Origin of the sequence: Winogradskyella undariae (assembly GCF_013285155.1) — a bacterium.
In the GTDB taxonomy this organism is placed as follows: Bacteria; Bacteroidota; Bacteroidia; order Flavobacteriales; family Flavobacteriaceae; genus Winogradskyella; species Winogradskyella undariae.
On sequence record NZ_JABTEL010000015.1, the window covers coordinates 1 to 14,526 of the forward strand.

Genomic DNA, 14,526 nt, shown 5'->3' on the forward strand with positions numbered 1-14,526 from the left:
TAGGTTGTTTTTCCAGAACCAGTATTTCCAACTATCAGATTAATCATTTACGATGTTTTTTTTTAATGTGTGGCAACGTGTTTGTATATGGTTTGTTGCGTGGTTAAGCACGTAATTTAGCAAATAAAAACCGAATAGAAAATCCACGAGGATTTTCGTATGTAGGCTAGAACTAGCAATAAATTATATACGGTGTTGGCAAATCGTTTTTATTTTTCAAAACTTTCGATTTCTATTTCCTCTTCTAAAGAGTCGTCAAGATCTAAAGTCGGAATTATGATTTTTTCTTCTTCAGTTCTCAAGTCAGGACAAGCTACAGATTCAGCTCTTTTTTTAAATTCCGTCAAAGCTTTGTCTTTCCATTGTTCTAAATTTGTTGAATCAATTTTATCAAAATTAAATTCCGCTTTATTTAGTTCGTATTTATCAAATCCCCAAGTACTCATTAAAACAACTTTTTTTGAGGATTCTTTTATCGTCACTAATGTATCGTTGTCCGTGAGTATTTTTGTTCCGTTTTTTAATTGGTATGAAATTATTTTATCGTCTAAAATCTTATTTCCGAATATAATTATTTCGTTGGGTCTATTAGTTGTTAATATTAGCATGTATTGGTCGGTGATTTTATATTCGATGTAGCTACCATCTTTATTGCACCTATTCCAAGTTCCGATTGCAACATGTTTTTCAGTTGTTTTTTGGCAACCAAAAACTAAAAAAAGAAGAAATAAATATTTTAGGTATTTCATTTTTCAAATGTTTGCCAACGTGTTTGTGTATGGTTAGTTGCGTGGTTTAGCGACTAAGTTAATAAACATTTACGAACCCGTGAATATTCCGCAGGAATATTCGCAAGTAGGCTCAATGAAGCAATTAATTATACACGGTGTTCTACGCAGTTTTTATTCAGTTCGTTATAATATTTATTCCTATTCGCATTGTCTGGAAGTCCAGCAACTTGTCCATCTCCTAATTCCATTATTATCCAACCTCCATTTTTCTTTTTCGCAACGTCCATTGTAAAGAAATTGCTTTCTATGTTCTCTGCAATATTTTGGAAGAAATCAATATCAGGTTTTTCAGAATCATAATTTCCCTCGTCCCAATAATTGAAAATTTGAACAACTTTCTTATTTAAGAAAATAATTCTAAATTCTTTAGTTAATGGCATTTTGCTTTTAGAGTGTTCAGTTAGAAACTCTAATTCTATAAACTCTCGGAAAACAAATCCCTCGTTCAAATAATCTCCTCGTAATTCAATAAATCGATTGACTATTTCCAAAACTTTATTTTTGTCAGATGCGTTTGGAATAAAACAAGCGTCATTCCAATTATGCTTTTCCGATTTCACATAATCTTTCACAATAATCGGCTTATCTCCAAATTCACTTGATAACTCTAAAATACTGTTTTTGGAAATGTCTTTAGTCCAATTGGATTTTGGTGTTTCTTTAATTATTTTGTCATAGGATTCTGGTAAGTAATGGCAATGTTTGTATTCTGTTGGATTGTTAATCAACTGAATATTCTTTTTTAGAAGTCCATTGTAAAACTGTTCATAAATTTTCGGTGTCATCATCCAACCTCGATAAATCCCTAATTCAATTTTTTCGCAAGTTTTAATGAATTTCAGTGCATTATTTATATTTCCATCTTCTATTTCCTCAAAGCTGAATATTTCAGTTTCAAATCCGTTTTCTTTCGCAGAATTAAATTCAGATTCATAGTCAGGTTCGACTATTTTATTATCAATTACGCTGTCGTTAAATATGATTTTCATTGGTCTGGCAAATTGCGTAGAACGGTTTTGTGTATGGTTAGTTGCGTGGTTAAGTAACTAAGTTAGCAAACTTTTACGAACCCGTGAATATTCCGCAGGAATATTCGCAAGTAGGGAAGAACATAGCAATTAATTATACACGGTGTTAGCACCAGTTTTTTTCAAATATTTCTTAACAACTCATTTATTACTTTATTATCTAAATTGTCAATAAACTCTTTTGGTGTATGATATTTAGATTTCAAATTATCTATTTCTGTTCTATTTGACCTTAAGAAATAGCTTCTATTTTTATCATTGTCAATTTTAACAAAGTATGATAAAACAAAACTATTTATGTCAACTGAAATGCTAGAAAGCTCTTTGTAAAATTCAAAGCTATATTCTTGTAATGATTCAACAATTTCAAATATGTCTTTATTCTTAAATTCAGCATTAATTACAAAAAAAGCTTCTTTTTTATTCTCAGGCATATAAATAGTTAAGCTTTCAAAATTCTCTATTTTCCTGCTTTCTTGTAATTCAGTTCGTCCATTTTTTATTAAAATATCTTTCAGGATTTTATTTTCTTCTGAAACGTCTGCGTCTAAGTTGTCAATTACTTCATTTTTAGTTTTTGATTTATATTCCTGTTCAGAAAATTCGAAAAATTGGGGAATAATTCTAATTACAACTAGGATACTAAAAGCAAAACAACTTACAGTTGTCATATATATTTGGTTCTGATTTAGCTGAAAAGGATAATTGAAATGTAATGGATAAAAGAAAACCAAATAAATAGTTCCGTAAATCAAAATATTAGGAATAAATCCCAAGTTTTTTATGTATCGAAAATATTTCAATAAAGGACTTTTATGAGGGTTGTATTTTGTTGAATGAATTGTATTTATAAAACCTTTATGAGAATAGAAGTCTAAAAAATATTTTGCGAACGTCAATGCAAAAATAATATGTATAAAAAATAGAGTGTAAGAATTAAGGTTTAGATATAAAACGATTAATGAAAAAATGATATTATATGCTAAACTCAAGAATATAAACTTGCTTTGTTCAACATAGTATTTTAGAAACATACTTCTACTATATTTAAAAGAAGTAAATCCACTTTGTAAAATAAATGTACTTGTTGCAATTAATAAACCTAAAATCGTTCCAGATAAATTCAATTGATTTTCGAAATACTTACTGTAATCGCTTAATTCCTTAAATATTTCAATCATTTACGGGATTTTTTTTAAATTGGTGCTAACGTTGATGTGTATGAGCCGTTGCGTGTCTCGGCACGAACCATTAAAGGTACAAAACTTCGCTGGAAAATTCCCAAGAATTTTCCAGATGAGCGATGACCAAGCTATGGCTTATACACGGTGTTGCCAGTAGTTTTTATTTTCCAAGCGCTATTAATTAATTGAATTTCAAACTCGTCATTAACAACTAAATCTTCCATCATTATTTCAGTTTTTGGATGATTTTTATTTAAAATTTTTACTTTCAAATACGCATCGATGGAATCTTTTGAATAATATTTATTTGTTATAATTCCGTCGATAGATAAATCAATGGAATCTCGAAATTTCCAATCCAAATTTGGACATCCATAATCTACGGCACTATTATTTTCGCTAACAGGTAATTTTACGTTAATTGTGTCACTTATTTTAAACCGATTATATTTTTCTAAACCTATTACCCTTTGTTTTTCCATACATTCCTTATATGGCTTTTCACTTTCGATAATTTCATTCACTTTGTCTTGGATGTAAACATTTTCGCCGTTCAAATATTGATGGTAAGAATATAATATTAGTCCAGACATATAATCATAGTGTGTTATGCCCAAAGAATTGAAATATGCCACTATAGAATCCGATTTGGCGTGGTGGCGTAATAAATTGTTCCTCAAATTTAATCCAATTCCAAAATGCAAATTGTTTGGCGTTGTGTCGTTTTCTTTGATGTTTTTGAAACTTTCAATATTTTCAGGACTCCAAACTTCATTTAAATACTCAAAAGAATAATTCAGTTCTTTCGGAATTTCGTCTTTTCTATTACACGATAGAAAAGAAAGTATTGTTAGAATTATTATTAGTTTTCTCAATTTTTCTCAAATTACTGGCAACGTGTTCGTGTATGGTTCAGTTGCGTTGGCTAGGACTAAGTTAGTAAACAAAAACGAACCAGAGGAAATTCCGAAGGAATTTCCAAGTAGGCGATAATCAAGCAATTGATTATACACGTTGTTAGCCTTTCGTTATTATTCAAGAAAAGAATAATTCTCTAGCAATAACTTGTTTAATTCATAGATATTCTTTTCTGTCTTTTTATATAGACTAATATGAAAATAAGAAACACCTCTTTTGTAATTTATTAGGTTATATAGTATCAAAGAGTTTTCAGGAATATTAATTGACTTAGATACTAGTTGAATTATATTATCTGGAACCTTTTTAAAAGTATCGGCTATTCCAGCATCGAAATTTACAAACGCATCCGTATCATCACCCATAACACTCGTTAAAGCTAAACTTTTGGCCATTGCCGAATTGTCATTTTGAAGGTTGTTGCTTGCAATAATTTGTCCAGACAACCTTAATTTATTGTAATACTTTAGTAAACTATCTTTTACTTCATTTTTTTGTATGATATCTAAATTTCCTGAAGATTTTATCTCATCTAGAGCTGTATCAATAATATTAAAAGTAAACCGGTCATTTACAGCTGAAATTTCTGAAAGGCTCTCAGTGTTAACCACAAATCCATTGTGTTGATGAAATGATTTCAGAGCATTTGACAGATTTGCGTAACTTAATAACTCACCTTTTGTTGCGCGGTCTAGAATCACTAATTGAGCTTTTAAATCTCTTTGAATATTAGTAATGTAAACTTTTTCCTTTTTTCGATTTTTTCGATTTTCATTCCAATTATTAATACTCAAAGCAATTAGAATCCCAATAACCACAAGTATAATTTCTCCTATTGCATATTTCAAATATTTTCCAGTTTTGTTTTTCTCCATTAAGTCGTATCTAATTTTTCTAAAAATTTTAATCATTGTTTATTTGTTGGTCATAATGAAGGCTAACAATAGTATATAGAACATATGTTCTATATACACCCAAATATAAGATATATAAAACATATGTTATATATATCCTTTATATATTCTTAAATATCTAAAGGGTTCTTAATTTTCTTAAAAGTAGTCGTGGCAACATGGGTGTAAATCTCCGTTGTTTTGGTAGAGCTATGACCTAATAAAACTTGGATTTGTCTTAAATCAACGCCATCTTCTAAAAGGTGAGTTGCAAAACTATGTCTTAGCATATGTGGTGTGACAGTAATTTGTATTCCTGCCTTTATTGCGGCATTTTTTACTATTTGGCCAACGCTTTGTGCGGAATATTGTTTTCCATACGCTCCTTCAAAAATATAAGTTTCTGGTTTCCATTGTTTATAGTAGTCACGTAAATCTTTTAATAATGTATTAGAAAGTAACGTATAACGATCCTTTTTACCTTTAGCGGCTTCAATGAGTATTAGCATTCGCTTACTATCAATATCTGTAATTTTTAAATTGATTAATTCGTTTCTTCTAATCCCAGAGGAATACAAAAGACTTACAATACATTTATGTTTTAAATTATTTGTATTTGTAATGATTTTTAAAACATCCTCTTTTGATAGAACTTTTGGCAATTTTTTTGCCTTTCTAGGCCTTTCTATTTGATAAAAACGATTTGGCATACCTAATACAGATTCGTAATAAAATTTGATACTGTTGATAGCTAAATTTATATAAGAATCAGATTTGTTTTCTTGAATTAATTTGAGAATATAGTTCCTAACATCATTTTCATTGATCTGTATCAATTCTTTGGCTTTGTGATCGTTTATGAAGGTTTCAAAAGCAAGAATATAAGATTTTACAGTATTATTAGCGTATTTTTTTAATTGTAACTTATCTAAGTACGAAGTAGGACAGTGTCGAAAATTATTTGATAGAGATCGTTGTCTAAACCACGTGATATCCATGGGCTCAATAGTATCATTTATTGGTTTTTTATCAAAAAAGTAATTACAATTCACCCAAACAACACCACTAAAAATATTAAATATTTTATTAAGGTTTTCATTTGAGTTTAAAATATAAGCCATGTTAAATTCATTGCTCCATCTTACGTTAGGCAACTCTTTAACAAGTGCCTGAATAATTTTGTCTGTATTGAATTGTAAGCCGATATATCTTTTATCTTTTATTAAAAGATGCTTTAAAGTAACGCTCCTTCCTTTTTCCATAAAGTATTGTTTAATGCAATGTATTGGATGTAAATGATTTAATCGTATCTTATTCGAATAGGATACGTATAACATACACTTAATATAAGGAACATGAGATTTTATAAAACTTGTATATATTGTAAGAACGAGTTAAAGGGAAGAACCGATAAGAAATTTTGCGACCCACAGTGTAAAAGTGCTTATCAATATCAACAAGCAAAAGAAAAACCGGAACGTTTTTATAATATAGTCGACAATCAGCTAAAACTTAACAGAAAAATATTGAAGGAATATAATAAAGGCGGTAAAGTTATAGTTCGGTCAAGCATGCTTACTCAAGAAGGATTTGATCCAAATTTTTTCACACATTATTGGAAAAACATAAAAGGTGATGTTTATCTTTTTGTGTATGAATATGGATTTTTAAAAAGAGCAGAGCATGGTGTCCATAAATATGTACTAATAAAATGGCAGGATTATATGGTTCAGAAATAGAAAGCCCTTATTGAATATTATGACTTTATTTAAAATGTTAGAACAGTACAATCAAGTTCTATAGAATATAATTATAGTAGTAGACTCATTTTTGTGGAATGATTCTTATTACGCTAGTTATAGAGGATCTTTAATAATGGCAACAGATAGGGGATATGTTTTAGAGTATTTAGGTTTAATCCTGATGCTACAGTAAAATTTTGAATGATTAAAAGTCATAATTAATCTTACTTAGAATAAACGATTTTTTGCATCTTTATTTTGATAATTTACATTAAACGCGCAGGTATAAAAATTCATCGTATTCCATTCAGCACATTTCTCTACATGCCGCGAAAAGCTTCATTCCGATAAAAGAGCTTCATTAAAAAAGGTCTTGAACCTAATCCCCACTTTTGACGCTTCATTCCGTTAACCCTTTCCGCTCTGCTGGAAAGGAACACTCTATTCTCACGTAAAAAGCGTGAATCAAGTTCGCTAAATAGAATAAAAATATATTTACATTTTGTTCCACTTCCTATGATTTTATATTTCACAAAGACTTTAGAATCACTTCCTTAATCCAACACCGTCATCCCTTTTTTTGACAGCAAAATAACAACATTCAGCTTTGAACGACAGCATAACCAGGCTCACTTCTAATAGCTTCGCTAGCTATCTTCAAGAGAAAATATATTTCCTTTCTCGATAATGCTAAGCGCAGGCTACCCTCGCACTTTTTATATGTCTAAACAAAGCTGAATATCGAAAGCACTAAGCAACAAAAGAAGGTAACAGCGTCGGCTCTATGGGAAGTAAATCTAAAATGAATCTTATGAAATCTTACAAAATAAATAAAAAGGAAGCGGAACAAAAGTTAAAAAACAAAAAAAAGGAAAACGCTCTGGATATAATAAGTAAATCAATAACAAAGCCTTTCTGAATCGTTCAGATAGGTCAATATTAATCTTTAAATTTTTTAATTATGAGTACTCTAAAAAACAAAGTACAGTTAATTGGTAACGTAGGAAACGTGCCAGAAATTACAAACCTTGAAAATGGTAAGAAAGTTGCAAAATTTTCAATCGCAACCAATGAATCTTACAAAGATTCTAAGGGAGAAAAAGTGATAGACACCCAATGGCACACTATTGTAGCATGGGGAAAGATTGCCGAAATCGTAGAGAAATACGTAGGCAAAGGAAAAGAAGTAGCATTAGAAGGGAAATTAACCTCACGCTCCTATGAAACCGCAGTCGGAGAAAAGAGATACGTTACCGAAGTGTTCGTCGGTGAAATCTTGCTTTTAGGAATTAAAGGCGCTAATGCTACTGAATAATTAAAAATTAAAAGAGAGCGTTCCTATCCAAAAGATGCGCTCTCTTTTTCATTATTAATCTTACTAAATAGAATTACAATGAAGACACAAGTTAACAAAATAAAAGCCGATTTACAACATTTTTGCGGTACCGAAATCGTCTTTAAAATTCCATTAATTGGAACGCGTTTTACTGACGGATTAAAATATTTAGCTAATGAAACGGAATGCTTTTGGCTGATTACAGATGCATCCGTAATTGCAAAAAATTTATCAAATAGAAGTTCTTTTATTACCATTGATTTTAAGCGACTTTCTGAAAAGGAACAGATTGAAAAGCAATGCGAAGCCATCATTAATTATAGTGATGGAAATGACAATGTTTTTGAAACGCACCGATATAATGTAACCGATTTTCCTTTGGATGAATTGCGATTATTTTTTGTAAATAATACGCTTATGCTTCCAAGCGAATATTAAAATATGCGTTATGGTATATCTAAATTATACAAACCTCGATAACGAAACCCAAAAACGTTTGGTTTCAGTTTCCAAAAAAGATGTTGAGCATAAATTTGGAAATGATTTGAAACGCTACGCCAAAGAACATCATGTTGAATATGATATACTTTTACTTTTGGAAGAAGAAGCTCTAAGAAATTTATATTCTTATGACTATATTTTTAATATTTAAGATCGAATTATTAACCCAGGACCTTTAAGTTTATTAAAGGTCTTTTTCCCCCCCCTGTTATTTTATATTCTGCAACAAAAAGAGTGGTTTACTAAAGATACTTTTAAACTTCAAAGAGAACACTCATAAAAAATCAAATTTCAATTCGTATTACGGTAAAAGCCATTACATTTTTGGATGTAATGGTATTTTTTTGTCCAGCGCGCTGGACGAAAAGGAATAGCAAGAGGGTAACACGCTAGCGCGATGTTTCAATTTTTAGTTTTTCCAAAACACGAGTAAAATCAATAGTTTACAGCGATTGATTGTTTTGGTTTTTGAAGTTTTAGCATCGTTTTTCACGGATAAAAGCTGTTAGCCCAATAAAAACAACAAATTTTTCAAGGAAATATGGATAAAGGATATGAAAAAGAACGGTTTGATAGCCTAAGTATTAAAACTTCAGTGGCTCAAAAATTTAATGAATTTTGTAAAAAAATGTCGCACTCAAAATCAATGACACTTTTAATGATGCTCGACTTTTTTGAAACTAATGGGATATCTCCAAACGAAACTTTAGGACCGCATATGAAAACCTTAGAAAGTCAAATCAAGAAACGAATCAATGCGGTAATCGCCATCATAAAAGACATTGAAAAGTACCATGATAAACCTACAACTGCCATGTTACAATCCTTGTTTATGGAATTTGAGCCAGCAGAAAAGAAACGCATTTTAGAAAAAGAACTCAAACAAAAGAACGTTCAGTTTGTAGAAAAAAAAGAGTCTAATAATCAATTATAAGAATATGTATATCACCATCACAGCTCAAAAATTAGGAGGAGAGTATTCGCAAAGTTCTGTGGATTTTGTTGCATATCTTGAGAAAGAAAATCAAGGCTTGGAGCAAGACGATGTCGAGCATTTTTTTAATCAATATGGAGATGAAATAGAAGCTAAAGAAGTCATGAAAGAAATTGATGGTAATACAGCAAAACTCAAAAAGAAAGAACCGAAATTTTATTCTATTACCATAAATCCGAGTGAATCAGAGTTACGAAACTTACAAAATAATTCTGAAGATTTAAAAAGATATACCAGAGCTCTAATGACTGATTATGCAAAGTCCTTCAATCGTGAAATTAATGGTAAACCGATAACTGTCGACAACATAAAATATTTTGCTAAAATTGAACACCAACGTAAATTTAAAGGCACAGATAGACAAGTAAGAGAGAACCAACCATTTGCTACAAAAATATTGCAGTTAAAACAGGATATTCGAAAAATTGAGCAAGGTCAATTAGAAGGTGATACGAAACAGATGAAATCCGATATACTTAAATTGGAGGCTGAAGCTCCATATCAACAGAATGGAAAACGAATTGTTCAAGGCATGAAAAAAGCGGGTAATCAAAGTCATATTCATATCATCGTGAGTCGAAAAGACACCTCAAATTCTGTGAGTTTGTCTCCTGGATCTAAATACAAAGCGTCGGAAGTTATGATGAACGGAAAATTAGTGAAACGAGGATTTGATAGAGATGCCTTTTTTACAAAAGCAGAAGGCACTTTTGATAAAACGTTTGGCTACAAACGGAACTATGTGGCATCCTATAAATCGAAAAAAGATTTTATTAAAAATCCGAAGCTCTACTTTACAACACTATTAGGCCTGCCAGTAAGTGAAAAAGCAGTTGCTTTTAAAATGCTATCAAAATCTGGTGTGCCTATGGCTAGTATTCCAACAAGTCAAGTACAGTTAGCTCTTAAAACCATTAGGTATTTAAAACGTGGTGTGGAGGTGGCAATTAAATCAAGTTCCATTGGTATATGATATGGAGATAAAGGGAATTATAGCTGTTATTGGAGTGATATGTGGAATGAGCTTGTTGTTTTATAGCCTTTTTAAAATAACTAAATATGCCTTTTTTGTGAATCTTATTTGGACAGTACTTTGTTTAGGACTACTTTTTAATTTCAGCTACTACGAAAAGCAATGGTATATAGTGTTGCTTTTTATAGGCTGTATACTCTTGCTTATAAACACCGTTTTATATGTGTTTCTTCACAAGGAAAAATATAATTTTGATGCTAAGCACCAAGTTAATTTTAAAACTAAACGGGGTAGTTTTAAAATTAATAATATCAAACGAGGCGCTTCAATTATCGGTGCTGCAGGAAGTGGGAAAACAGAGAGTGTCGTTTTTAATTTTCTTCAGCATTTTAGCAACTACAAATTTTCGGGTGTCATTCACGATTATAAAAACCTTGAAATTACAGAAATGGCATTCCCTTTATTTGAAAAAAAACAAATTGATTTTAATGTGATTTCATTCGATACTATTTACGATCGTGTAAATCCAATAGCACCGCGATATATGATTAATGAGGAAAGCGTAAACGAAGTCGCACGAGTACTAATCGAAAACCTATTAGAACAAAGAGAGTCGGGGAGTATAGGCACAACAAAATTCTTTAATGATGCCGCTGAAGGACTAATCGGTGGACTGATTTGGAAATTACGTACCTCCTATCCACACCTGTGTACATTGCCCCACTTAATAGCAATGTATCAATTTTTAGATACCGATAGTTTAATCGCATTTTTAAGTTCTAATACAACATCTAGAGCGATGGCGGATGCTTTTATTAGTGGTAAGGATTCTGATAGACAAACCGCAGGAGTAAAAAGTACTTTGGCTAATGCGCTTAAAAAAATAAGTACACAACGTATTTTTATGATCCTGTCTGCAGATGATGTTCCTCTTAATATTAATACGCAAGAGCAACCGCTTGTGATTTCAGTCGTTAATACTCCAAAATATGAGACTGCGTATTCGCCAATTATTGCTACTATTATTCATACCATTACGAAGCAAATGAGTGTGAGAAATTCAAATGCTTCATTTCTCTTAATGGAAGAAGCACCAACTATTCGGCTTTTAAATATGCACAGAATTCCTGCTACATTAAGAAGCTATGATATTGCGACGATTTACGTGATGCAAGACAAAATTCAAAACGATATGATGTATGGAGATAAGGCGAGTAAAGCGATTTTAAGTAATTTATCCTATCAATTCTTCGGAAAGGTAAACGATCCAGACACCGCGAAATATTATGAACGCTTTTTTGAAATTGTAAAGAAAGAAACCACTAGTGTTAATCGTGGTCATAATCTCAATTTTGACACCCGAATTACAACAGGGGAACGTGAAGTCTCCAAAATTAGAGCTGATGTGTTTTTTAGACTAAAAGAAGGTGAATTTATTACGTTCGCTGACGGAAAGGATAGAAAAGTTCAATTTAAATTACCTAGAATTGAAAAACGATTACCAAGAAGGTCACGGGATTATTCTGAGGCTGACTTACAAGCTAATTTTGATAGGATTTATGAAGAGGTACAATCAATTTTTAAGTGATTAGGCGTAAAGTGTGTCGATTATTGTCGCTTATTTGTAGCAATATATCTATATTTGTTTTAAATAAGCGACAAAATGAATTCTAAGAAAACCATTCTTCTTCCTAAATATCAGAAGATTTTTGAACAGATAGGTGAGAATATAAAGCTGGCAAGAAAAAGAAGAAAGTTAACAACAGAGCAGGTTTCTGAACGTGCAGGTATTCACAGAGCAACACTTTATCGTATTGAAAAAGGAGACCCAGCTGTAGCAATAGGGCACTATTTTAATGTGTTTAGAGTGTTGAATCTTCAGGATGATTTTCTTAAGCTCGCCGTTGATGATGAGTTTGGACGAAAATTACAGGATCTTGATTTATTATAAACAAAATGGCTAAAGGAAAATTTGACATATACGTATTTGCAGACTGGGATGGTTTAGAAACTCCAACCCTTGTTGGTGTGCTTTCTGCGCATTTTGCGAAAGGTAAAAAGGCCTTTAGTTTTGAGTATGATAAAGATTGGCTAAAGACCGATGCGCAACGATTACTAGATCCCGATATCGTTTTTTATTCGGGACCTCAATATCCTAACAACAAGGATAATTTTGGGATTTTTTTGGATAGTATGCCAGACACTTGGGGGAAGACCTTAATGAAGCGTAGGGCGGCGCAAGAGGCTAGGGCAAAGAATGAAAAAGCAAGTGCCCTCTATGAAATTGATTATCTTCTTGGAGTTTATGATGAGAGTCGAATGGGAGCCCTGCGCTTTAAAACGAAAATAGATGGTCCTTTTTTAGATAATGACAACCAAAATCCAACACCTCCTTGGTCTTCACTTGGTGAACTTCAAGAGGCTGTAAATCAATTAGAAAGTGATGATTATAGTGATGCTATAAGAAAATGGATTGCCGTTTTAATAGCGCCTGGATCTTCTCTAGGTGGCGCAAGACCAAAGGCGAATATTCTGGATGCCAAGAAGAATCTTTGGATTGCAAAATTTCCATCAAAGACCGATACCGTTGATAAAGCTGCTTGGGAGTTTTTAGCATATCAATTAGCGACTGCTGCAGGAATTCAAATGGCAGATTCTAAAATAGAAAAGATTAGTGGTGAATACCACACCTTTCTAACGAGACGTTTTGATAGAAACAATAGAAAACGTATTCACTTCGCGTCTGCAATGACGATGACAGGAAACACAGAAGATATTATAAAAGATTCTGCACCAAGTTATCTTGAAATTGTTGAATTTATAGAGAATTATGGTGCCGATGTAGACGCTAATTTACATCAACTTTGGCGTCGAATCGTATTCAATATTGCGATTTCTAATACGGATGATCATATGCGTAATCATGGATTTCTATTAACGGCTAAAGGTTGGATTTTATCACCAGCGTACGATTTAAATCCTTCAATAGAAAAAGAAGGTTTGTCTTTGAATTTAGATATGGACGATAATGCTCTAAGCTTTGACCTTGCTAAAAGTGTTGGCGCGTATTTTAGGTTAAATGATACAGAAATGAATGGCATACTTACTGACGTGTTAACCGTAGTTAAAGATTGGAAGGCAGTGGCAAAGGACATCGGAATTAAAAACTCGGAGATAACGCTAATGTCTGCGGCTTTTAGGAAATAAGTGTATCCAAATAGGAGGTGCAAATATTTACTCTATGTTTAAAAATTGTAACTCTTATGTTTTTTGGATACAAAAAAGGTCAAAAATCTTCCAATGGGAGCATAGCGGTGCCTTTCATTACCGTATTAATTGGGGTTATTGATATATCTATGCGATACTTTAAGTTCTATATTACGTTCGCCATGTTTCTCGTTCAATTCTAAAATAACTCTTCGATCCTTCGAAAGTGAAAATTTATGCATAGCATATATAAATCTTACCGTTTCATTGGCAGCAATTTTAGAAGGCAGATGATGTTTAAAAATAGGCTCTTGATATAAACGTTGTAATGATTTCTTTTTACCTTTTTGTCGCGTTTCAATGGAAAGTTTTAAGAAGTTTAAATCATAATCTAAAGTAGAATTATTCCGAATTTGAATAACGAAGTAAAGCGCTTCTTTATCAAAAACTATATTTTCAAGACTCAGAATCACACGACTATGTCGCTTTGTAAAATAACCAAAGTGTTGTTTTAAATCTAGTAAATATGAACAGAATTTTTGATAATAATAAGTGTCGTGTTCAATACTTTTTTCAGAAGTTTCAGTTTGAATAGAATCTTTAACTTTTGGTTTTTCATTCCCAATACTTGAGGCTAGTGGAATAAAATAATTAAGCTTAGAAAGCTGTGCTTTATATTTTACAATGTAGGAAAATATGGAACCGTTGTTGTTAATGACTAATAGGTTGCTTTCTTTGCCTTGTTTGGCTTGTAATAAACCGAAGTACTGTTCTTTATCACGATTGTAGGTAAATACAAAATTATCTGAACCTGTGATGCCTTGGCGGATAGGTTCTGGGAAAAAGAGAGCCACATTTTTGGTGTCGTTGGCGTAAATAGTGTCAAGTGTTGTTGATGTTTGGGCTCCCATAAAAGCGGAAGTGATAATAAGGGTTAGAATGCTCATATACGTTTTCAT

Annotated in this window: 16 protein-coding genes; 9 read left to right on the top strand and 7 right to left on the bottom strand. The window is 31.8% G+C overall.

All coding sequences use genetic code 11. From position 1 onward, the window contains the following. Nucleotides 1–209: 209 nt before the first annotated feature. From HSX10_RS16120 to xerA, 6 genes are all read right to left on the bottom strand, one after another. Nucleotides 210–749 carry a hypothetical protein gene (locus tag HSX10_RS16120; RefSeq protein ID WP_173589283.1) on the bottom strand — a complete coding sequence of 180 codons (540 nt, stop codon included), beginning with the start codon at nucleotides 747–749 and terminating at the stop codon, nucleotides 210–212. Between the two features lie 128 nt (nucleotides 750–877). Beyond that, complete coding sequence (locus HSX10_RS16125) at nucleotides 878–1,780, bottom strand: ATP-grasp domain-containing protein (RefSeq protein WP_173589284.1); 903 nt, start codon at nucleotides 1,778–1,780, stop codon at nucleotides 878–880. A 161-nt stretch (nucleotides 1,781–1,941) separates the two neighbouring features. Next, entirely contained in the window at nucleotides 1,942–2,490 is a 549-nt protein-coding gene (locus tag HSX10_RS16130; RefSeq protein ID WP_173589285.1) for a hypothetical protein, read from the bottom strand. A gap of 641 nt (nucleotides 2,491–3,131) precedes the next feature. Next, nucleotides 3,132–3,878, bottom strand: a complete 747-nt coding sequence (locus tag HSX10_RS16135; protein ID WP_173589286.1) for a DUF6794 domain-containing protein — start codon at nucleotides 3,876–3,878, stop codon at nucleotides 3,132–3,134. Between the two features lie 156 nt (nucleotides 3,879–4,034). Next, a complete protein-coding gene (locus HSX10_RS16140) occupies nucleotides 4,035–4,832 on the bottom strand; it encodes a DUF6090 family protein (RefSeq protein WP_173589287.1) in 798 nt (265 codons plus the stop codon). Nucleotides 4,833–4,945: 113 nt separating this feature from the next. Then, nucleotides 4,946–6,076, bottom strand: coding sequence for a site-specific tyrosine recombinase/integron integrase (gene xerA, locus HSX10_RS16145; protein ID WP_173589288.1), 1,131 nt, complete (start codon nucleotides 6,074–6,076; stop codon nucleotides 4,946–4,948). A gap of 93 nt (nucleotides 6,077–6,169) precedes the next feature. Here xerA and HSX10_RS16150 point away from each other — a divergent pair, with 93 nt between their 5' ends. The 9 genes from HSX10_RS16150 to HSX10_RS16190 all read left to right on the top strand — a co-directional run bounded on the left by HSX10_RS16150 (nucleotide 6,170) and on the right by HSX10_RS16190 (nucleotide 13,567). Then, nucleotides 6,170–6,553, top strand: a complete 384-nt coding sequence (locus HSX10_RS16150) for a hypothetical protein (RefSeq protein ID WP_173589289.1) — start codon at nucleotides 6,170–6,172, stop codon at nucleotides 6,551–6,553. A gap of 964 nt (nucleotides 6,554–7,517) precedes the next feature. Further along, complete coding sequence (locus HSX10_RS16155; RefSeq protein ID WP_173589290.1) at nucleotides 7,518–7,871, top strand: single-stranded DNA-binding protein; 354 nt, start codon at nucleotides 7,518–7,520, stop codon at nucleotides 7,869–7,871. A 78-nt stretch (nucleotides 7,872–7,949) separates the two neighbouring features. Then, nucleotides 7,950–8,330: a DUF6876 family protein gene (locus tag HSX10_RS16160; RefSeq protein ID WP_173589291.1), complete on the top strand. Its 381-nt coding sequence runs from the start codon at nucleotides 7,950–7,952 to the stop codon at nucleotides 8,328–8,330. A 10-nt stretch (nucleotides 8,331–8,340) separates the two neighbouring features. Next, the gene (locus tag HSX10_RS16165; protein ID WP_173589292.1) at nucleotides 8,341–8,544 is read left to right on the top strand and encodes a hypothetical protein; all 204 of its coding nucleotides are present in this window, start codon (nucleotides 8,341–8,343) and stop codon (nucleotides 8,542–8,544) included. A gap of 390 nt (nucleotides 8,545–8,934) precedes the next feature. Next, nucleotides 8,935–9,327 carry a BfmA/BtgA family mobilization protein gene (locus HSX10_RS16170; RefSeq protein WP_173589293.1) on the top strand — a complete coding sequence of 131 codons (393 nt, stop codon included), beginning with the start codon at nucleotides 8,935–8,937 and terminating at the stop codon, nucleotides 9,325–9,327. A 4-nt stretch (nucleotides 9,328–9,331) separates the two neighbouring features. Continuing rightward, the gene (mobB, locus tag HSX10_RS16175) at nucleotides 9,332–10,360 is read left to right on the top strand and encodes a MobB family relaxase (RefSeq protein WP_173589294.1); all 1,029 of its coding nucleotides are present in this window, start codon (nucleotides 9,332–9,334) and stop codon (nucleotides 10,358–10,360) included. Between the two features lies 1 nt (nucleotide 10,361). Then, nucleotides 10,362–11,948 carry a type IV secretory system conjugative DNA transfer family protein gene (locus HSX10_RS16180; protein WP_173589295.1) on the top strand — a complete coding sequence of 529 codons (1,587 nt, stop codon included), beginning with the start codon at nucleotides 10,362–10,364 and terminating at the stop codon, nucleotides 11,946–11,948. A gap of 75 nt (nucleotides 11,949–12,023) precedes the next feature. After that, complete coding sequence (locus HSX10_RS16185; RefSeq protein WP_092470001.1) at nucleotides 12,024–12,311, top strand: helix-turn-helix domain-containing protein; 288 nt, start codon at nucleotides 12,024–12,026, stop codon at nucleotides 12,309–12,311. Nucleotides 12,312–12,316: 5 nt separating this feature from the next. Next, nucleotides 12,317–13,567 carry a type II toxin-antitoxin system HipA family toxin gene (locus HSX10_RS16190; RefSeq protein WP_173589296.1) on the top strand — a complete coding sequence of 417 codons (1,251 nt, stop codon included), beginning with the start codon at nucleotides 12,317–12,319 and terminating at the stop codon, nucleotides 13,565–13,567. A 125-nt stretch (nucleotides 13,568–13,692) separates the two neighbouring features. Here the strand turns inward: HSX10_RS16190 and HSX10_RS16195 are convergent, their stop codons facing one another. Further along, nucleotides 13,693–14,526 (bottom strand): DUF4138 domain-containing protein, encoded by an 834-nt coding sequence (locus HSX10_RS16195; protein WP_173589297.1) that lies wholly within the window; start codon nucleotides 14,524–14,526, stop codon nucleotides 13,693–13,695.